Source organism: Amycolatopsis sp. NPDC004747, from assembly GCF_053601335.1.
Genome location: NZ_JBSGBQ010000048.1, coordinates 33,310 through 52,407 on the forward strand (window position 1 = coordinate 33,310; position 19,098 = coordinate 52,407).

The window sequence follows — 19,098 nt, forward strand, 5'->3', positions numbered from 1 at the left end:
CCTTTCCTCCGCGGCCGGATACCCCGTCACGCGTGCGGAAAACGGACGAATGGAAGGGGCCGGACGACGGGCTGGGAGTCCGCCGTCCGGCCCGCGGCCGGGACCCGCGCCGGTCCCTGCAGCCAGGACGCGGGCCCCTGGTCTCAGGGGGAACGAGCCTCAGGGGGAACGCCAGTCGTGCCCGCGGTGGGCGGTCCCGTGCTGGGCACCCGTCAGCAGCAGCCCGCCGTCGACGACGAGCGACGTCCCGGTGATGTAGCCGGCCGCCGGGGTGGCCAGGAACGCGACCGCGGCCGCCACCTCGGCCGCGTGGCCGGGGCGGCCGAGCGGGATGCCCGGCCGGTCCTGCTCACGCGGGTCGGCGTCGGTCTGTCCCGTCATCGGCGTCGAAATTTCGCCCGGGGCCACGGAGTTCACGGTGATGCCGTGCTCGGCCAGCTCCAGGGCGAGCACTTGGGTCAAGGCGCCCGCACCCGCCTTCGCGGCGCAGTAGGGCGCGGCGCCGACGCGGGGCACGTGTTCGTGGACGCTGGTGATGGTGATGATGCGGCCGCCGCGCCCGGCGTCGATCATGTGCCGGGCCGCGCGCTGGGACAGCAGGAAGACGCCGTCGAGGTCGACGTCGAGGACCTGGCGCCACTTCTCGTAGTCCAGGTCCACGGCGAGTTCGCTGCTGCCGGTGCCGGAGCAGTTGACCAGGACGTCGATGCCGCCGAGGTCCGCGGCGAACGCGTCGACGACGTCGGCGGCGCCGGGCAGCTCGGTCAGGTCGAGCTGCCGCACGTGCGCGGCAACCCCGCGCGACCGGGCTTCGGCGGCGGTTTCCGCCGCGCCGTCGGCGTCGGCGTGGTAGGTGATGCCGACGTCCAGGCCTCCGCCGGCGAGGGCGACGGCGACCGCGCGGCCGATGCCGGAGTCGGCGCCGGTGACGACGGCACGTTGTGGCGAAGCGGCGTCGGCGGGCAGAGGAGCCGGGAGCGACACGGGCATCTCCTTTCGTTCCCGGTCGGCTACCACCCCTCCCGGGGACTAAACGTCGGCGTCGCGGGGTAACCCGGCCCGATGAGACTGGCCGTGCTGGACATCGGGTCGAATTCGGCCCAGCTGCAGGTGGTGGACGTGTCCGCCGGGGCGCCACCGCTCCCGGCGCACGCGGTCAAGGAGCCCACGTTGCTCGCCGAAGAGCTGCTGCCCGACGGAACGCTGAGCGACACCGGGATCGAGCGGGTGACCGCCGCGGTCGGCCGGGCCGTGGACGCGGCGGTGCGGCTCGGCGTCGACCAGCTCTACCCGTTCGTCACCGCCGCCGTGCGCGACGCGGTGAACCGCGACGAGGTGATCGACCGCATCCAGGCGGTCGCCGGGATCCGGCCCCAGTTCCTGTCCGGCGAGGAGGAAGCGCGGCTGACGTACTTCGCCGCGCGCCGCTGGTACGGCTGGTCGGCCGGGCGGCTGCTGCTCATCGACATCGGCGGCGGGTCGATGGAGCTGGTGCTCGGCCGGGACGTCGAACCGGAGCTGGCGGTTTCGCTCCCGTTGGGCGCCGGCCGGCTGACCCGCGAATTCCTCACCGCCGACCCGCCGACGCGCAAGCAGCTGAAGGCCCTGCGCCGGCACGTCCGCGACACGCTGTCCGAGGTGGTCGACCGGCTGCGCTGGGAAGGCCCGCCGCGCCGGGTGGTGGCGACGTCGAAGACGTTCAAGCAGCTGGCCCGCCTCACCGGCGCGCCGCCGCAGCGCAAGGGCCCGTTCGTCACCCGGGAACTGGTGGTCGCCGACGTGCGCGGGTGGATCCCGCGGCTCGCCCGCGTCCCGGCGGCGGAGCGGGCGGGCCTGCGCGGCATTTCCAAGGCGAGAGCCCGGCAAATCGTGGCCGGTGCGGTGGCGGCGGAGGTGACGTTGTCGACGCTGGACGTCTCGAGCGCCGAGGTCTGCCCGTGGGCGTTGCGGGAGGGAATCCTGTTGCGGCACCTGGAACAGCTCGCCGAGTCGACGCCGCTGCCGCTGCAGCCGCTGACCCGTCATCCGGACGCCACGGTCCGCCGGCTTCACCCGGCGGGGGAGCAGCCGGTGCCGTCCTGAGCGTGTGCCGGCCGCCAGGCGGGGTAACCGCGCCGTTCCCCGAACGGAAGGAGAGCTCCCGTGAGCAAGCCGAACCCGATCGAACTGCAGAAGTACCTGTCCGGCGTCGACTACCCGGCGAAGCGTGACGACCTGGTGCGGGCGGCCGAGCGGAACGGCGCCGACCCGGGCACCCTGGACGTCGTGCGCCGCCTGCCGGACCGGACGTACGAGGGGCCGAGCGGCGTGAGCAAGGAGATCGGCGGCTGATCCTCCGCGCGCGGCCCGGGCACCACGCCCGGGCCGCGGTCACCGCGAAGACGTCATTTCCGGGACCACGGCACCCGGCTGGGCGAGAGCGGTCACCGCGCGGCAGACGTCGGCCGGGTCGATCGTGTCGAGGCAGGGGTGGCCCGGGACCGGGCAGACCCGGGCGCGCGTGGCGCGGCAGGGCGCTTGCTGGTCGCCGAGCACCACCGCGGGGACACCGTAGGGCGCCCACCGTTCCTGCGGCACCACCGGGGCGAACAGCGAAACCACCGGGGTGCCCGCGGCCGCGGCGAGGTGGGCGGGGCCCGTGTTCGGCGCCACCACCACCTGGGCTCCGGACAGCACCGCCGCCAGTTCGGCCAGGGACGTCCGGCCGCCGAGGTCGACCGCCGACGTCCCGGCCACCTCGCGGGTCAGCGCGCGTTCCGACGGGGCGCCCGTCACGAACACCCGGTGCCCGTCGGCCGCCAGGGCCCGCACCGCCTCGCGGCTCCAGGCCGCCGACGGCTGCCGCGCGGGCACCGACGCCGCGGGGTGCACCACGACGTACGCCCCGCCGCCGGTCAGCCGGGCCATGGGCGGCAGCGGGCGGCGCAGCGCCAGTGCGCCGTGGTCGTCCGGCGGCAGCGAGAACCCGGCCGCTTCGGCGAGGGACAGCATGCGGACCGGCTCGGGCGGATCGCCGTCGACGCGGTGGCGCAGGTCGAGCAGGCTGCCCGGGTAGTCCTCGGAGATCGCGCCGGTCCACGGCACCCCGGCCTGCCGGAGCAGCAGCGCCAGCGGGAGCGGCGACTGGTGGAACGACGTCAGGATCAGCGCGCGGTCGAACGACTTCGAGCGGATCAGCGACACGAACGCACCGGTGTCCTCGGCGGTCACCGGCGGTGGCTCGGGGTCGATCCAGGGCGCGGTCCAGGTGAGCACCTCGGCCACGCCCGGCAGCAGCTCCCCGGCGGCGCGCCCGTGCGGCCCGGTCAGCAGCGTCACCCGCGCTCCGGACGCCGCGACCGCGCGGACGCAGGGCCCGGCGAGCAGGACGTCCCCGAGGTTGTCCTGGCGGGCCACGAGCACCCGGGTCATCCGGCGACCCCGGCGACGCGCAGCGCCTCGGCCAGGTCACGGGCCACGGCGGCGTGCCGGCGGGCCCGGGCGATCTCCGGTTCGAGCGTGCGCTGCGTCGGCACGAGCACCGCGCGGGCGCCGGCGGCGAGCGCGGCGTCGACGTCGGCACCGGTGTCGCCGATGACCACACAGGACGCGGGGTCGACGCCGAGCTCGCCGGCCGCCCGCAACACCATGCCGGGCGCGGGTTTGCGGCACGCACAGCCGTCGCCGTCGTCGTGGACGCAGACCTGCCAGGTGCCGAACGGGCCGAACAACTCCCGGACGCGGGCGTTCACCGCGTCGAGCTGCTCGGGGGTGATCAGTCCTTTCGCGACACCGGACTGGTTGCTCACCACGCCGACCGGGATGCCGCGCTCGCGCAGCCCCCGCACCAGTTCGACGGCGCCGGGCACCGGGCGGACGCCGTCCGGGTCGTTCAGGTACGGGACGTCGACGATGAGCGTGTCGTCCCGGTCGAACAGCACCGCCACCGGGGGCCGGGACCGCCGGGCCGCGAGCTCTCCGCGCAGCCGGTGGTGGCACGCGGCGGGCGGGATCAGAACGCTGGTGACGAGCATCCGCACCACCTCGCCGGGGGTCCGCGGGCCGGGCAGGATCCGGCGGGTGGCGAACTCCGCCGTCAGCCCGGCCCAGACACCGGCGGCGAGCAGCGCCTTTCCGCGCTGGTTGAACAGAGGCAGCGCCAGCGCGGCCAGACCGGCCACCGTGGACAGTGCGTGCAGGCCGAGCCTGCCGTGCCCGGCGCCGGTGCGCTGCCGCCAGAGCACGCCGTGCTTGGCCCGCATCAACGCGTTGTCGGCGTTGCCGCGCTGGGCTTTGAGGCTGTAGAAGAACCCGGCCCGCCGGGCCGGGTGCGTCGTCAGCCGTTCGCCCTGGTCGATCCGGTGCCCGGCTTCGGCGACGCGCAGCGCGAGATCGGAGTCTTCGCGGAAGGCGCGGGGAAAACGCTCGTCGAAGCCGCCGGCCTCGACCAGCGCGCTCCGGCGGTAGGCCATGTCGGCGGTGATCCACCGCGCGTGTTCCAGCCCCGCGGTACCGCGCTCGTCGTCGGTCGGTCGCCGGTCCGCCGGCAGCGGGACGGTGATGCGGCCCTGGGAGGCGGCCACGTCCGGCGGCAGCGAGCCGAGGTCGCGTTCGAGCTGCCGCGCCCAGTCGGCGGCGAGCACGACGTCGTCGTCGACGAACGCGATCCACTCGCTCTTCGCGGTGCGCCAGCCGAGGTTCCGCGCCGCGGCCGGCCCGCGCCCTCCGGAGCGGAGCACGCGCACGGCGCCGGGAACGTCCAGTTCGGACCCACCGGGGCGGTCGTCGACGACGAGGATCTCGGCCGGCCGCGGTTCCGGGCCGGTCAGCAGGTTTTCCAGCAGTGGCCGAAGCGTCTCCCGGCCCGTCGTGGGAATCACCACGGTGTAGTCGAGCGAAGCAGTCACCGCGACCGGTTACCCGGGGCGGCGGTGGCCAAACGGCGTGTCGAAGTCCCCGCGCCCGGGTAACCGGCGGGCGACGAGAAGGAGGTGCGGATGACCGCGGGGACGATCGAAATCCGGAACCCGGCCGACGGCAGCGTGGTGGGCACTGTGCCGGCCGCGGGCGAAGACGAGATCGACGCGGTGCTCGCGCAGGCCCGCCGGCTCCGGGCGCAGTGGGCCCGGACCCCGGCCGCCGAGCGCGGTGCGCTGCTGCACACGGCGGCCGAACGGCTGCGGGCGCACGCCGACGAGCTGGCGAAGACGAACGAAGCCGAGACGGGCAAGCCGCGGGACGAAGCCCGCGAAGGCGTGCTCGCCGGCGCGGGCACCTTGGACCAGTACGCCGAACTCGGCCCGGTCCACCGCGGCCGCAGCCTGCTCGGCGACGTCGGCGCGACGGACCTGATGGTGCCCGAGCCGCGCGGGGTCGTCGTGGCGCTCACGCCGTGGAACGACCCGGTCGCGGTCGCCTGCGGTCTCCTGGGCGCGGCGCTGGCCACCGGGAACACGGTGGTGCACAAGCCGAGCGAGCGCGCACCGCACACCGGGCAGCTGCTCGGCGAGGTGCTCGCGGGCGTCTTCCCGGGCGGCGTGCTGCAGACCCTGCACGGCGACGGCGGGGTGGGCGCGATCCTGGCGATGCACGCCGGCGTCGACGTCCTCGCCCACGTGGGCAGCACGGCGACCGGCCGGTCGATCGCCGCGAGCGCGGCGGCGACGGGGGCGAAGACGCTGCTGGAGAACGGCGGCAACGACCCGCTGGTGATCGACGAAGACGTCGATCCGGTGTGGGCGGCCGGGCAGGCGGCGCTGGGGGCGTTCGCCAACTCGGGCCAGATCTGCGTGGCGGTCGAGCGGATCTACGTGTGCACGGCGGTCGCGGAGCCGTTCCTGGCGGCGCTGGTGAAGGAGGCCGAGACCCGGACGCTGGCCCCGCTGGTGGACCGGCGGCACCGCGAGCACGTGCACGCCCACGTGGCCGATGCGGTTTCGCGCGGCGCTCGGTTGCTGACGGGCGGGCAGATCCCGGACGGCCCGGGCGCCCACTACCCGGCGACGGTGCTGACCGAGTGCGGGCCGGAGCTGCGGGTGATGACGGAGGAGACGTTCGGCCCGGTGGCCCCGGTCCGGGTGGTGTCGAGTTTCGACGAGGGCCTGGCGGAGGCGGCGAAGGGCGAGTACGGCCTGGCGGCGACGGTGCTGACGGGCTCGATGGCGCACGCGCAGCGGGCGTGGCGCGAGCTGCCGACGGGGACGGTCAAGGTGAACAACGTGTTCGGCGGTGCCCCGGGCGGAGCGGCGCACCCGCGCGGCCGAAGCGGGAACGGGTACGGCTACGGACCGGAGCTCCTGGACGAGATGACCCAGACGAAGCTCGTGCACATCGCGCCGCCCGCATGACCGGGCCGCGGGGGAGAGGCGAGCACCGGCCGGGCGCGCCCGGGGATGCGGGGAGAGACGGCGGCCCGGCTGCGGCGGATGCGGAGGAGGGGCCGGGCGGCGGTTCCTCGCCGGGTGGCGGTTCGGCGGGGCTTGGCTCCAAAGGGGCGCGGGGCGGCCCCTCGCCGGGTGGCGTTTCAGCGGGGCGGGGTTCCGAGGGTGTGCGCGGCCGGTCGAGCGCCGGCTCCTCGCCGGGTAGCGGCTCGTCGCCGAGTGGCGGTTCCGAGGGTGTGCGCGGCGGCTCCTCGCCGGACGGCGGCTCTTCACCGGGCGGCGGTTCGGCGGGGCGTGGTTCCGAGGGTGCGCGCAGCCGACCGCACAGCGGCTCCTCGCCGAGCGGCGCCTCCGCGGCAGACCGGCGTCCCCGATCGGCCGCAGGCCGGTTGGCAGGCGCGCTGCGAAACCGGGCCGGCTCCCTCGCCGCCCCCGAAGGCGAAGAACACGACCGCACCCCGATCGGCTGGGTCGCTCGTGCCCTGCGCGTCCCCGGCCGTGAGCGGCGCATCCTCGTCCAGAGCGCCAAAGCCACCCTCGCCGCCACCGCCGCCTGGTTGCTCGCCACGCTCGTCCTGCGCCTGCCGCAGCCCTTCCTCGCCCCCTACGCCGCCGTCTTCCTCGTCGAGGCCACCGTCTACCGGTCGCTGCGCGGGTGGCTGCAGCAGGTCGGCTCGGTCGCCTCCGGCGTTGTCCTCGCCGCCGTCGCGGGCCAGTTCATCCCCTGGCAGGCCGTTGCGCTCGCCACCGTCGTCTTCCTCGGCCTGCTCGCCGGGAGCTGGCGGCGGTTCGGCGACGCCGGGGTCTGGGTCGGCGTCACCGGCATGCTCGTCGTCTCCTACGGCACCGCGCGCGAACCCGTCCTGCTCGGCGACCGCCTCCTCGAGACCGCACTCGGCGCGGCCATCGGCGTCGCCGTCAACACGCTCGTCTTCCCGCCGCTCTACGGGGAACGGCTGGCCGCGGCCGCCGGGCGGCTCGGGAAAGCCCTCGCGGGGCTCCTCGAGTCGCTGTCCGACCTGATCCGCCGGGACGAGCCGCCCGAAGACCTCGGCGGCCTGCTGTCCCAGGCGCACGACATCCGCAGCCAGGTGCTGGCCGCCGAGGAGGCCGTCGGGCTGACGCGCGAAGGGCGAATGCTGAACCTCCGGCGCGGCCGGCCCTCGGCCGGGGCGCACCACGAACGTCCGCTGCGGGCGCTCATCGGGCTCTGGCCCGCGGTGTCGCAGCTGCTCGCCGCCGTCCGGACGATCGCGGGCGGGCGGGAGCACCCGTTCGAGTACCCGTGGCCGGACGCGCGCGACGCGCTGGCCGACCTCATGCACCACCTGGCCGGAGCCGTGCAGGCGGTGGCGGTGGCCGGCCGGCCCGTCGAACTCGACGACTGCCGCGCCCTGCTCGAAAAGCTCGAGAACCGGCTGGTGACCGCCGAGGAAGACGGCGTCCCGGCCCGGCTGGGTCTCGGCACGATGACCCTGCCCGCCCGGCTCCTGCTGGAGCAGCTGGAAAAGCGCTGAGAACTACTGGACGGCGATCGCGTCCGCCTCGGACCGGTGCCGTCGGCAGGCCGTGCACACCATCGTCTGACCCAGCAGCGTGCCGTCGCCCGACACCAGCCGCGCGACGTGCAACGCCGGCAGGCCGCACTCCTCGCAGGGGATCGGCTTGCTGTCGCGGCTGATCATGACTCGGTTCGGCATGGTGAAGCCCCCTGAGAGGATCGAAGGTCCCGGTGGGTTACCCCCGTGTCCTACGCCACACTCGTCCGGCGCAGTGATGTCACTCGAATGGTGTAGTCATTTGGCCGGGTACTGCTGCTCTCGCAACACTTCGGCGAGGTGGACGGCGTTGCGCACCAGGGTCGCGTTCGTCGAGGCCACGGCCTCCGGCGTCTCGTCGAGGTCCTGGTAGTCGCCGCCCTGCATGGCCTCGCCGTTCCAGTAGGTCGCGCCCTGGGCCGGCACCGTGAAGCCGACGTCGTTCAAGGCCTGGAACAGGTCCGCGATGATCTTGTGGGCGCCGTCCTCGTTGCCGACGACCGCGGCCACCCCGACCTTGCCGAACATCGCCGGCCGGCCTTCGTCGTCGGTTTCGGACAGCTCGGCGTCGAGCCGTTCCAGGACCCGCTGCGCGACGCTCGACATGTGGCCGACCCACGTCGGGGTGGCGATCAGCAGGATGTCGGCGGCGGCGATCTTCCGCCGGATGTCCGGCCACTCGTCCCCGTTGCCCATGTCGGCTTCGACGCCGGGACGCACGTCGTGGTCGACCACCCGGACCAGCTCGCCGGTGGCGCCGCGTTCGGCGAACCCGTCGAGCAGCTGCCGCGCGATGAGGTCGCTGGTCGACTTCGCGGGCGACGGCTTGAGCGTGCAGGTCAGCGCGAGGACGCGCAGGGTCATGACTGCCTCCTGGGATGGGTGCCGACGCCGAGGTGGGCGAACCCCGCCTCGGCGAGGACGTCGGGATCGAGCAGGTTCCGGGTGTCGACGACGACCGCCCGGTCGGCGGACGCGGCCAGCCGGGCCCAGTCGAGGTCGCGGAACTCGGGCCACTCGGTGAGCACGACGAGCGCCGCGGCGTCCTTGGCCACCAGGTACGGGTCGTCGACGACCTGGACCGCGGCCGCGCCGGGCACGCACGCGACGGCCGGGTCGTGGGCGGTCAGCTCGGCACCCGCGCGGGCCAGGTCATCGGCCACGGCCAGCGCGGGGGAGTCGCGCAGGTCGCCGGTGCCCGCCTTGAAGGCCAGGCCCAGCAGGCCGATGCGGGCGCCGGCGAGCGACCCGGCCGTCGACCCGGTCACGGCCTGGCGCACGGCCCGCACCACCCGGGCGCGCTGCCGGGCGTTGACGCGGACCGCGTCGCGCAGGATGCCGAAGTCGACGTCCGCCGATTCGGCCGCGTGCAGCAGGGCCGAAGTGTCCTTCGGCAGGCACGAGCCGCCCCAGCCGGGGCCGGGGGCGAGGAACTCGGGGCCGATCCGGGCGTCGAGGCCCATCGTGCGGGAGACCTCGCGGACGTCGGCGCCGAACCGCTCGCACAGTTCCGCGAGGACGTTCACGTAGGACAGTTTCACGGCGAGGAACGCGTTGCTCGCGTACTTCGCGAGTTCGGCGCTGGCCGAGTCGATCGCCACCACCGGCGCGCCGGTCGGCTCGTACAGCCCCGCGACCCGCCGCGCCGCGGGCGAATCGGCCGGGTCGGTGCCGACCACCACCCGGTCCGGGTGGAGGAAGTCCTCGACGGCGTGCCCTTCGCGCAGGAACTCCGGGTTGGCCACCACCGGCAGGTCGTCCCGGCCCAGCAGGCGGGGCAGCCGCGCCGCGGTGCCGACCGGCACCGTCGACTTGGTGACGACCACGCAGCCGGGCCGCAGCAGCCGCCCGAGCTGCGGCACCACGTGTTCGAGCACGCCGAGGTCGGGGCGGCCGTCTTCGGCGGGCGGCGTGGGCAAGCACAGGAAGACGAGGTCCGCGCCGTGGAGCTCGGCCTGGGCGGTGGTGAAGCTCAGCGTCCGGTCGGCAAGGCCCTGGCCGACCAGCTCGGCCAGGCCGGGCTCGGCGATGGACACCTCGCCCCGGCCCAGCTCGTCCACTTTGGACTCGTCGGCGTCCACGCAGGTGACGCGGTGCCCGAGCCGGGCGAAGCAGGCGGCACTGGTCAGGCCGACGTAGCCCGCGCCGACGATCCCGACGTGCTCAGCCATGGGCCACCCGCATTTCCAGCGCCGAGCGCGTCGCGGCCAGCACGCGTTCCTCGCCGAGCAGCAGCAACCCGCCGTCCGGCTCCTCGCCGTGCGGATCGCCGACGTTGCCCGCCCAGAGCACGACGTGCTGCCGCGCGGACGGCGGCGGGCCCCACAGCCGCGGCGGGGTCGGGCCGAACAGCAGCACCGACGGCGTGCCGAACGCCGTGGCGAGGTGCCCGACGCCGGTGTCGCCGCAGACGACCAGCGCCGCGCCGGCCACCAGCGCGGCCAGTTCCGCCAGGTCCGTGCGCCCGGCCAGCACGGCGTCGTCACCGAGCCCGGCCGCCTCGGCGATCGAGATCGCGAGGTCGCGTTCGGCGGCGCTGCCGGTGAGCACCACGCGGTGCCCGTCGGCGGCGAGGTCCCGGACGACGGTCGCGAACCGCTCCGGCGGCCAGCGCCGGGCCGGGAAGGCCGCACCCGGGTGCACCACGACGGCGTCCGGCGCCGGGCTCGGGCCCGGCGGAACGGGCAGGTGCAGGGCGGAGCGGTCCGCTTCCAGGTGGTGGTACTCCACGAGCCGGCACCAGCGGTCCACCTCGTGCACGTCGTCACGCCAGTCGAGGCCCGGGACGTCGGGGAAGTCGGGGTGCCGGTGGGTCAGCAGCTCGGCGGGGTCGGCGGCCAGCAGGTCGTGGAGGCTCTCCGGGCCGCTGCCGTGCAGGTTGACCGCGAGCCGCGGCGGGGAGCCCGGCCAGGCGAGCTCGCCGAGCCGGGGTGTCGGGAGCAGTTCGTCGACCGCGTCGATCAGCTCCACCAGGTCGCGCAGCTGCTCCGGCGCGGCCAGCACCAGCCGGTCGCCGGGGTAGGCCGCACGCAGGGCGCGCAGCGCGGGGACCGCCGTCAGCAGGTCCCCGACGCCGAGCGCGCGCAGCACGAGGACCGCGGCGCTCACGGCCACGACCCCTCCTCGGACGCGCACACGACCATCTCGCGGACTTCGGCGCCGGGCGGCTGCTGCAGCGCGAAGACGACGGTGTTCGCGACGTGCTCGGGCTGGTTGAGCTTCGCGTCCGGCGGCGGCTTGTACTGGTCGGTGCGGTCGTCGAAGAAGTGCGTCCACATCCCGCCGGGCACGAGCAGGGTGACGCCGACCCGCCCGGCGAGCTCGGCGGCGAGCGCGCGGGTGAAGCCGACGACGCCGAACTTCGAGGCGCAGTAGGCGGTCGCGTCGCTCACCGCCTTGATGCCCAGGGTGGACGCCACGGTGACGACCGTGCCGTGCGAGCGTTCCAGGTAGGGGAGCGCGGCGCGGATCACCGCGGCCGTGCCGAACAGGTTCACCTTGACCACCCGCTCCCAGTCCTCTGTGGACACAGTGGACAGCGGTCCGCAGGCGTCGGTGCCGGCGGCGGTGAAGACGCCGTCCAGGCCGCCCGCGCGTTCGGCGAGCTCCCGCACCGCGGCCTCGGTGGCGGCCGTGTCGGTCAGGTCGGCTTCGACGTACTCGGCCGGGTCCTCGGGCCGGACGCGGTCGAGGACGTAGGGGGTACCGCCGGCCTTGCGGACGGCGTCGACGGTGGCGGCGCCGAGGCCGGACGCGCCACCGGTGATCAGGACGTTGCCGAGGGGTCGCATCGCGCTCCTTCGAGGTCGGAGGGGTCAGGCAGGGTCAGGCACCGGCCGCCGCGGCGACCAGCCGGGAGGTCGAGTAGCCGGGCACGGTCGGGACGAGCACGACCTCGCCGCCGTGCCGTTCGACCACCGCGCGTTCGGGCAGGTCCGCGTCCGCGTAGTCGCCGCCCTTCACCCACACGTCCGGGCGCAGCTTCTCCAGGACGGCGGTGGGGGAGGGCTCGTCGAAGACGGCCACGGCGTCCACGAAGGACAAAGCGGTGAGCAGCCGGGCCCGGTCGCGGTCGCGGACCAGCGGACGGCCGGGTCCCTTGAGGCCCCGGACCGAAGCGTCGGAGTTGAGGCAGACGACGAGCGCGTCGCCGAGGGCGCGGGCCTGCCGCAGCAGGCTGACGTGCCCGGGGTGCAGCAGGTCGAAGCAGCCGCCGGTGGCGATCAGCCGGCCACCGGTTTCGCGGATCCGTTCGGCGAGGCCGAAGGCGTCGGTCGCCGGCTGCGGGTCGGGTACCGGGCCGTCGTTCGTGGACAACGCCGTGGCGCCGCCGTCGGCGACGAACCGGGCGGCCGCCTCGACCGCCGTCACCACGGCTTCGGTCGTGTCCGCGCCGCCGAGCAGGGCCGCGGTCGCCGCGGCGGCGAACCGGTCGCCCGCGCCGCAGGTGTCCGGCGCGGTGTGGCCCGGCGTCCTGGCCGCGGCGGGGATCGGGACGGTCGTTTCGCCGAGGCCGTCGGAGAGCACCGCGCCGTGGGATCCGACGGTCACCGCGATCGCGTCGGCGTGCCAGTGGCCGCGCAGCAGCTTGGCGAGCTCGGCCGGTTCCTCGTGCCCGGCCAGCACCGCGCGGGCCTCGGCGAGGTTCGGCGTGACCAGCCGCGTGCCGGGCACCGGCTGCGCCCCGCGCGGGTGCGGGTCCCACACGACCGGGATCCGCTCGGCCACCTCGCGCAGGAGGCGGCGGACGTCGGGATTGCGGGTCAGCCCGCGGCCGTAGTCGGCCACCAGGATCGCGCCGGCGTCTTCGAGGACTTCGCGCACCCGGTCGGGCAGCGGATCGGCGGTCGCCGTGCCGTCGCCGGAATCGAGGCGCAGCAACGACTGCCCGCCCGCGCGGACACGGGTCTTGCACACCGTCGTGCCGCGCAGCGGCAGCGGCAGCACGGTGACGTCCGGTTCCAGCAGCCCGGTGAGCGCGTGGCCGCCTTCGTCGTCGCCGAGCGGCGTGACCAGGACGACCTCGGCCGCGGACCGGGCGGCCAGCAACGCGGCCAGGCCGGCCCCGCCCGGGCGGCGGCGCCGGGCCGTCAGGTCGACCACCGGCACCGGCGCCTCCGGGCACAGCCGCTCGGCGGTGCCTTCGGCGTCGACGTCCAGCAGCGTGTCGCCCAGGACGACCAGCGGCTTCACGCGGTCACCCCGAGCGCGTCGTCGAGGGCCGCGCAGAGGCCGTGGACCAGCGCCAGGTGCATCTCCTGGACGGTGGCGACGGTCGGCGCTTCGACCGTCACGGCGTCGTCGCACAGGGCGGCGAGCGGGTTGGGGGCGGGGCCGGTCAGCGCCCACGTCGTGACGCCGAGTTCGTGCGCGGCCTTCGCCGCGGCGACGACGTTCTGGCTGGTACCGCTGGTGGACAGGCAGACAAGCACGTCACCCGGCCGCCCGTGCGCACGCACCTGGCGGGCGAAGACCTCGTGGTCGCCGTAGTCGTTGACGATGGCCGTGGTCGCGGAGGTGTCCGCGTGCAGCGCGATGGCCGAAAGCGGCTGCCGTTCGTGGCGGAACCGGCCGACGAGCTCGCCGGTCAGGTGCTGGGCCTCGGCGGCGCTGCCGCCGTTGCCGCAGGCGAGCAGCCGGCCGCCGGCTTCGAACACGCCGGCGAGGTGCCGGCCCCACGCGGTTATCTTGGGGGCGGATTCGCGGGTCCGCTCGGCGGCTTCGGCCAACGCGGCGAGATGGTCTTCCATCACGGCACCTCCTTCTTCTCCGGCGACGCCGCGCCGGTTCGAGTGGATCGGGGACGCCGGAGCACGAACGGCCCCAGCGCGAGCAGGTCGATCGGGGCGGAGCCGAAGCATTCGAGGGCGTCGCGGGGCGAGTCGACCATCGGGCGGCCCGCGGTATTGAGGCTGGTGTTGATCACGACGGGCAGGCCGGTCCGGCGCTCGAAGGCGGCCAGCATCCGGGCCAGCACCGGGTTTTCGCGCTCCTCGACGGTCTGCACGCGGGCCGTGCCGTCGACGTGCGTGACGGCGGGGATGCGCTCGCGCCAGTCTTCGGCGACGTCGTGCACGAAGAGCATGTACGGGCTGGGCAGCGGGCCGCGGGTGAAGATCCCGGCGGCCCGCTCGGCCCGCACCATCGGGGCGACCGGGCGGAACTGCTCGCGGCCCTTGACGTCGTTGAGCCGCTCGAGGTTGGCCTTGCGGCCCGGGTGGGCCAGCAGCGACCGGTGGCCCAGCGCCCGCGGCCCGAATTCGGCGCGGCCCTGGAACCAGGCGATCACTTCGTCGTTCGCGAGCGCTTCGGCCACGGTTTCGGCGAGGTCGTCCGGCCGTTCGTAGGGCAGCTTGGCCTTGATCAGGATTTCTTCGAGCTCCTCGTCCGTCCACGCCCGGCCCAAACCGGCGTCTCCCATGGACGTGCGGGGTTCCCCGGCTTCGGCGGCCAGCTGCAGCGCGGCGCCGAGCGCGGTTCCCGCGTCCCCGGCGGCGGGCTGCACCCAGATCCGGTCGAACGGGCTCTCGGCGTGCAGGCGGGTGTTGGCCACGCAGTTGAGCGCGATCCCGCCCGCCAGCGCCAGGTCGCGCTGGCCGGTGGCCTCGTGCAGCCAGTCGGTCAGTTCGAGGAGGACGTCCTCGAGGACTTTCTGGACACTCGCCGCGAGATCGGCGTGCCGCCGGGTCAGCTCTTCGCCGGCTTCGCGGCGCGGGGCCAGCGAAGCCAGGTCGACGCCGGCGGCGTGGAAGCCGCCGTCGCCGGTGACGTGCACGTGCTCGCAGAGTTCGTCGAGGAACTCCGGCGTGCCGTAGGAAGCGAGCGCCATGACCTTGTACTCGTCGCTGGACCGCGCGAAGCCGCAGTGCTCGGTGAGGTCTTCGTAGAGCAGGCCGAGTGAATGCGGCAGTTTCTGCGCCGCCAGTTCCTTGAACCGCCCGTCGCGGTATTCCCCGGCCAGGTAGGACGTGCTCTCGCCGCGGCCGTCGGCCACCAGCACGGCGCAGTCGCCGAACGGCGCGGCGAGCGCGGCCGACGCGGCGTGCGCGACGTGGTGCCGGACGAACTTGACGATGTCCGGGTCCAGTCCGGGCAAAGCGGACTTCAGGAACAGGGGTGCCCGCTTGGCGAACTCCGTCCGCAGCTCCTCGCCGCTCGGGTCGTGCCCGGGCAGGCCGGGCTCGACCAGCGCGGGGTCGTAGGAGTATCCGACGGCGTCGAGGTCCTTCGCGGACAGGCCGGCTTGTGCCAGGCACCAGGCGGCGGCCTGGACGGGCTGTTCCCAGGTGGAGAACGGCACCGCCTGCTTGCCGTGCTTGCGCCGGCTGAAGCGTTCTTCCTCCGCCGCGGCGACGATCTCCCCGTCCACCACCAGCGCTGCGGCCGGGTCGTGGAAAACGGCGTTGATCCCGAGTATGCGCATCGACCTGCCTCTGGCGTTTCGGTGCGGACTCGCAGGGCCCGCTCTCGCCTATAGCGCTACCCGGCGAAGTCGTTGATAAACGATGGCGCGCAAAAGCCCTGGGCGTCGCTACTCACGGCAACGGCGCTCGCCGGAACCACGCGGCGGTGCGGCGGAGACCGTCGTCGGCGTCGACCTTCGGCTCCCAGCCCAGGACGTCGCGGGCGAGGGCGATGTCGGGGCAGCGGCGCTGCGGGTCGTCGACGACCGCGTCGACGTTTTCGATGGGGGAGCCGGAGCCGGTGATGTCCTTGATCCGCTCGGCCACCTGACGGACGGTCAGCTCGTCCGGGTTGCCGATGTTCACCGGTCCGGGGTGGCCCGACCGCGCGAGCGCGAGCAGGCCGCGGACGGTGTCCTCGACGTAGCAGATGGACCGGGTCTGTTCGCCGGTGCCGGTGACGGTGATCGGCTCTTCCTTGAGCGCCTGGTCCAGGAAGGCGGGGATCATCCGGCCGTCGTGGGCGCGCATCCCGGGGCCGTAGGTGTTGAAGATCCGCGCGATCGCCGTGTCGACGCCGAATTCGCGGCGGTAGGCCGACGTCAGCGCTTCGGCGTAGCGCTTGGCTTCGTCGTAGACGCTGCGCGGCCCGATCGGGTTGACGTTGCCCCAGTACCGTTCGCGCTGCGGGTGTTCCAGGGGGTCGCCGTAGACCTCGCTGGTGGAGGCGAGCACGAACCGGGCACCGGTGCGGCGGGCCAGTTCGAGCGCGTTCTCGGTGCCGTGGGAACCCGCGCGCAGCGTCTCGATCGGCAGGGCCAGGTAGTCGCGGGGCGAGGCGGCCGAAGCCAGGTGGAACACGACGTCGGTCGCGCAGTTCAGCGGCATCGGCTGGGTGACGTCGTGGCGCACGAACCGGAACCGGTCGTGGCGGCGCAGGTCGTCGAGGGCGTCCGCCGAGGACGTCGCGAGGTTGTCGACGGCGACGACTTCGATGTCCTCTTCGAGCAGCAGCTCGCACAGGTGCGCGCCGACGAAGCCGGCACCCCCGGTCACCACCGCACGCTCGAACCGCCTGGTCACTCCCGGATCCGTCATGCCGTGGCGGCTACCCGGACCCGGTGGCCGCAAACCCGTGTAAGGAGGTGGCGAGCGGGTAAGCGCCGAACCATGCGAGTTCTGCTCACCGGTTGGGCCAGTTTTCTGCACGGAGAAGCCACGGCGGGTGACGTCCTGAGCCTGCGCGCGGCCGAGACGGCGCTGGCGGCGGCGGGGATCGACCACCGGGTCGCGTGGAGCCCGGGCTTCCGGCCCGGCGCCCTGCACCTGGCCGACGCGCCACCCGCCGAGTTCACCCACCTGGTGTTCGCCTGCGGCCCGGTCCACGGGCCGCAGGTGCGTTCCCTGCACGAGCGGTACGCCGCCTGCCGCCGGATCGCGGTCGGGGTGAGCGTGGTCGACCCGGAAGACCCGGCGGTGACCGGGTTCCACCGGGTCCTCCCGCGTGACACGGTCCCGCGTGACGGCGGGGCCACTCCGGACCTCTCCCTGGCCGCGTCCGTCTCGCCGGCACCGGTGCTCGGCGTCGTCCTCGCGCCGCACCAGCCCGAGTACGGCGGCGCGGGGCGGCACGACGAGGTGCACGCGGCCCTGACCGGGTGGCTCGCCGGTCTCGACTGCGCCCGCGTCCCGCTCGACACCCGGCTGGCGCACCGGGACTGGCAGCGGTGCGCCACCCCGGACCAGTTCGTCGCCGCGCTGTCCAAAATGGACGTCGTGGTGACGACCCGGCTGCACGGTCTGGTTCTCGGGCTGAAGGCCGGGGTGCCGGTGCTCGCCGTCGACCCGGTGGCCGGCGGCGGCAAGGTGACCGCACAGGGGAAAGCCCTGGGCTGGCCGGTCGTCGCGGCCGAGGACGCCGGGGATCCCGCGGTGCTGGACTCCCGGCTGGAGTGGTGCCGGTCGCCGGAGGCCACGGCCGATCCGCCGGTGCCCACCCTGGCCGGGCTGGTCGAAGCGCTGGTGGGTGCGCGGTGAGCGCGCGCACGACCGTCGTCATCGCCACCCGCGACCGCGCCGCCGAGCTGGCGCGCACCCTGACCCGGCTGTCCTCTTTGGACCCGAAGCCGCCGGTCGTCGTGCTGGACAACGCCTCCGGGGACGACACCGCCGAGGTCGCGCGGCGGTACGCGAACGTGCGGGTGATCCGGCTGCCGCAGAACCTCGGTGCCGCCGCGCGCACGCTCGGCGTCCTCGCGGCAGACACGCCGTACGTCGCCTTCAGCGACGACGACTCGTGGTGGGCACCGGGCGCGCTGGCCGAGGCGGAACGGATCTTCGACGAGCACCCGCGGACCGGCTTGCTCGCCGCGCGCACCCTCGTCGGCCCGGAATGCCGGGACGACCCGGTGACGCCCGAAATGGAGCGCAGCCCGCTGGGCCGACCGGACGGCGCGCCCGGGCCGCTGGTGCTCGGCTTCCTGGCCTGCTCGGCGATCGTGCGCCGCACGGCGTACCTGCAGGTGGGCGGGTTCAGCCCGCTGCTGCACTTCGGCGCGGAGGAACAGCTGCTGGCCTACGACCTGGCCGCGCGCGGCTGGGAGGTCTGCTACGTCGGGCGCCTGCGAGCCCACCACCACCCGTCCCTGTCCCGGCCGCCGTCGTCGTGGCGGCGGCGGGCGGAACTGCGCAACCGGCTGCTCATCGCGGTCCTGCGCCGGCCACCGCGGGTGTGCCGGCGCGAAGTCGCGCGGACGCTGGTGCGGGCGCCCGGTGCCGTTCTCGGCGCGGTCCCGCGCCTGCCGCGGGCGCTGAGCTCCCGGCGCGTCCTGCCCGCCCACGTCGAACACCAGGCCCGGACTCTGGAAAGGACCGCCGAATGGCGCGAATCTCGGTCGTGATCATCACCTGCAACCGCCGCTCGCAGCTGCGCGAGACGTTGGCGCACATGACGTCCACGTCGGACGCGGCGCCGATCTTCGTCGCGGACAACGGCTCCGCGGACGGCACGGCCGACATGGTCGCCCGCGAGTTCCCCGGCGTCCGGCTGTTCCGGCTGGCGGAGAACCTCGGTGCGGTCGCGCGCAACATCGCGGTCGAAGAGGTGACGACGCCGTACGTGGCCTTCTGCGACGACGACACGACGTGGCAGCCGGGCGCGCTCACCCGGGCCGCCGACCTGCTGGACGCGCATCCCGGCCTCGGCTCGGTGACCGGACGCTGCCTGGTCGAACCCGGCCTGGCCGAGGACCCGATCACGCCGGAGCTGCGCGAGTCGCCGGTGCCGGGGCCGGACTGGCTGCCGGGACCGGCGCTGCTCGGCGTCATGGCGGGCCTGACGGCGGTGCGGGTCAGCGCGTTCCGCGAGGTCGGCGGCTTCTCGACCCGGATGTGGCTCGGCGGCGAGGAGGAGCTGTTCGCACTGGACCTCGCGGCGCGCGGGTGGTGGATGTGCTGGGCCGAGGACGTCGTGATCCACCACGCGCCCTCGAAGCTGCGCGACCCGCGCCACCGCCGCCGCCTGGGCATCCGCAACACGATGTGGACGCTCCTGCTGCGCCGCCCCTGGCCGGCGGTCTTCCGCCGCGGCCGTGACGTCCTGCGCACCGCCCCGCGCGACGCCGCCACCGCGGCGGCCCTGCTGGACGTGGCCCGCGGCCTGCCGTGGGTGCTGCGGAACCGCCGGGTGGTCCCGCAGCACGTCGAGCACGGCCTGCGCCTGCTGGAAGCCCCGCAGCGGGAGTCGAAGGCCCGCCGGTACGTGGGCTGACGCGGTCGTGAGTGGTAAGGCGGGTTAGA

Annotated in this window: 19 protein-coding genes; 7 read left to right on the forward strand and 12 right to left on the reverse strand. The window is 74.7% G+C overall.

The annotated features are described in order from the left end of the window. Positions 1 to 159 precede the first annotated feature (159 nt). Positions 160 to 984, reverse strand: coding sequence for an SDR family oxidoreductase (locus tag ACWEGE_RS43425; protein ID WP_449666359.1), 825 nt, complete (start codon positions 982 to 984; stop codon positions 160 to 162). Between the two features lie 78 nt (positions 985 to 1,062). On the opposite strand from ACWEGE_RS43425, the gene ACWEGE_RS43430 reads away from it, so the two are divergent. Together ACWEGE_RS43430 and ACWEGE_RS43435 are read left to right on the forward strand one after the other, a co-directional pair. Continuing rightward, positions 1,063 to 2,082, forward strand: a complete 1,020-nt coding sequence (locus ACWEGE_RS43430) for a Ppx/GppA phosphatase family protein (RefSeq protein ID WP_449666360.1) — start codon at positions 1,063 to 1,065, stop codon at positions 2,080 to 2,082. Between the two features lie 60 nt (positions 2,083 to 2,142). Then, entirely contained in the window at positions 2,143 to 2,331 is a 189-nt protein-coding gene (locus ACWEGE_RS43435; RefSeq protein WP_449666361.1) for a DUF2795 domain-containing protein, read from the forward strand. A gap of 39 nt (positions 2,332 to 2,370) precedes the next feature. Here ACWEGE_RS43435 and ACWEGE_RS43440 read toward each other — a convergent pair whose 3' ends face one another. After that, complete coding sequence (locus ACWEGE_RS43440; protein WP_449666362.1) at positions 2,371 to 3,411, reverse strand: glycosyltransferase family 9 protein; 1,041 nt, start codon at positions 3,409 to 3,411, stop codon at positions 2,371 to 2,373. Continuing rightward, on the reverse strand, positions 3,408 to 4,886 hold the full coding sequence (locus ACWEGE_RS43445) for an HAD-IIIA family hydrolase (protein ID WP_449666363.1): 1,479 nt from the start codon (positions 4,884 to 4,886) through the stop codon (positions 3,408 to 3,410). Before ACWEGE_RS43445 ends, ACWEGE_RS43440 begins: the two co-directional genes overlap by 4 nt. A gap of 90 nt (positions 4,887 to 4,976) precedes the next feature. Here ACWEGE_RS43445 and ACWEGE_RS43450 point away from each other — a divergent pair, with 90 nt between their 5' ends. Together ACWEGE_RS43450 and ACWEGE_RS43455 are read left to right on the forward strand one after the other, a co-directional pair. Next, positions 4,977 to 6,326 carry an aldehyde dehydrogenase family protein gene (locus ACWEGE_RS43450; protein WP_449666364.1) on the forward strand — a complete coding sequence of 450 codons (1,350 nt, stop codon included), beginning with the start codon at positions 4,977 to 4,979 and terminating at the stop codon, positions 6,324 to 6,326. 422 nt (positions 6,327 to 6,748) lie between these two features. Beyond that, on the forward strand, positions 6,749 to 7,876 hold the full coding sequence (locus ACWEGE_RS43455) for an FUSC family protein (protein ID WP_449666365.1): 1,128 nt from the start codon (positions 6,749 to 6,751) through the stop codon (positions 7,874 to 7,876). Between the two features lie 3 nt (positions 7,877 to 7,879). On the opposite strand, the gene ACWEGE_RS43460 is transcribed toward ACWEGE_RS43455, so the two are convergent. The 9 genes from ACWEGE_RS43460 to ACWEGE_RS43500 form a co-directional block, all read right to left on the reverse strand. After that, positions 7,880 to 8,059: a hypothetical protein gene (locus ACWEGE_RS43460; protein ID WP_449666366.1), complete on the reverse strand. Its 180-nt coding sequence runs from the start codon at positions 8,057 to 8,059 to the stop codon at positions 7,880 to 7,882. 96 nt (positions 8,060 to 8,155) lie between these two features. Next, positions 8,156 to 8,761, reverse strand: coding sequence for a flavodoxin family protein (locus ACWEGE_RS43465; protein ID WP_449666367.1), 606 nt, complete (start codon positions 8,759 to 8,761; stop codon positions 8,156 to 8,158). Further along, positions 8,758 to 10,068, reverse strand: coding sequence for a UDP-glucose dehydrogenase family protein (locus tag ACWEGE_RS43470; RefSeq protein WP_449666368.1), 1,311 nt, complete (start codon positions 10,066 to 10,068; stop codon positions 8,758 to 8,760). Before ACWEGE_RS43470 ends, ACWEGE_RS43465 begins: the two co-directional genes overlap by 4 nt. After that, entirely contained in the window at positions 10,061 to 11,011 is a 951-nt protein-coding gene (locus tag ACWEGE_RS43475) for a glycosyltransferase family 9 protein (protein ID WP_449666369.1), read from the reverse strand. Before ACWEGE_RS43475 ends, ACWEGE_RS43470 begins: the two co-directional genes overlap by 8 nt. Beyond that, positions 11,002 to 11,688 carry an SDR family oxidoreductase gene (locus tag ACWEGE_RS43480; protein WP_449666370.1) on the reverse strand — a complete coding sequence of 229 codons (687 nt, stop codon included), beginning with the start codon at positions 11,686 to 11,688 and terminating at the stop codon, positions 11,002 to 11,004. Before ACWEGE_RS43480 ends, ACWEGE_RS43475 begins: the two co-directional genes overlap by 10 nt. Positions 11,689 to 11,722: 34 nt before the next feature. Continuing rightward, positions 11,723 to 13,090 (reverse strand): PfkB family carbohydrate kinase, encoded by a 1,368-nt coding sequence (locus ACWEGE_RS43485; protein WP_449666371.1) that lies wholly within the window; start codon positions 13,088 to 13,090, stop codon positions 11,723 to 11,725. Continuing rightward, complete coding sequence (locus ACWEGE_RS43490; protein WP_449666385.1) at positions 13,087 to 13,647, reverse strand: D-sedoheptulose-7-phosphate isomerase; 561 nt, start codon at positions 13,645 to 13,647, stop codon at positions 13,087 to 13,089. Before ACWEGE_RS43490 ends, ACWEGE_RS43485 begins: the two co-directional genes overlap by 4 nt. Then, positions 13,647 to 15,320, reverse strand: coding sequence for a carbamoyltransferase family protein (locus ACWEGE_RS43495; RefSeq protein ID WP_449666372.1), 1,674 nt, complete (start codon positions 15,318 to 15,320; stop codon positions 13,647 to 13,649). The genes ACWEGE_RS43490 and ACWEGE_RS43495 overlap by 1 nt, the downstream gene beginning before the upstream one ends. Positions 15,321 to 15,432: 112 nt before the next feature. After that, positions 15,433 to 16,383, reverse strand: coding sequence for a UDP-glucuronic acid decarboxylase family protein (locus ACWEGE_RS43500; protein WP_449666373.1), 951 nt, complete (start codon positions 16,381 to 16,383; stop codon positions 15,433 to 15,435). Between the two features lie 87 nt (positions 16,384 to 16,470). Here ACWEGE_RS43500 and ACWEGE_RS43505 point away from each other — a divergent pair, with 87 nt between their 5' ends. The 3 genes from ACWEGE_RS43505 to ACWEGE_RS43515 are packed head-to-tail and all read left to right on the forward strand — an operon-like array spanning position 16,471 to position 19,069. Then, positions 16,471 to 17,337, forward strand: a complete 867-nt coding sequence (locus tag ACWEGE_RS43505) for a polysaccharide pyruvyl transferase family protein (protein ID WP_449666374.1) — start codon at positions 16,471 to 16,473, stop codon at positions 17,335 to 17,337. Further along, entirely contained in the window at positions 17,334 to 18,200 is an 867-nt protein-coding gene (locus ACWEGE_RS43510; RefSeq protein ID WP_449666375.1) for a glycosyltransferase family 2 protein, read from the forward strand. The genes ACWEGE_RS43505 and ACWEGE_RS43510 overlap by 4 nt, the downstream gene beginning before the upstream one ends. Next, on the forward strand, positions 18,179 to 19,069 hold the full coding sequence (locus ACWEGE_RS43515) for a glycosyltransferase family 2 protein (RefSeq protein WP_449666376.1): 891 nt from the start codon (positions 18,179 to 18,181) through the stop codon (positions 19,067 to 19,069). Before ACWEGE_RS43510 ends, ACWEGE_RS43515 begins: the two co-directional genes overlap by 22 nt. The last annotated feature ends 29 nt before the right edge of the window (positions 19,070 to 19,098 follow it).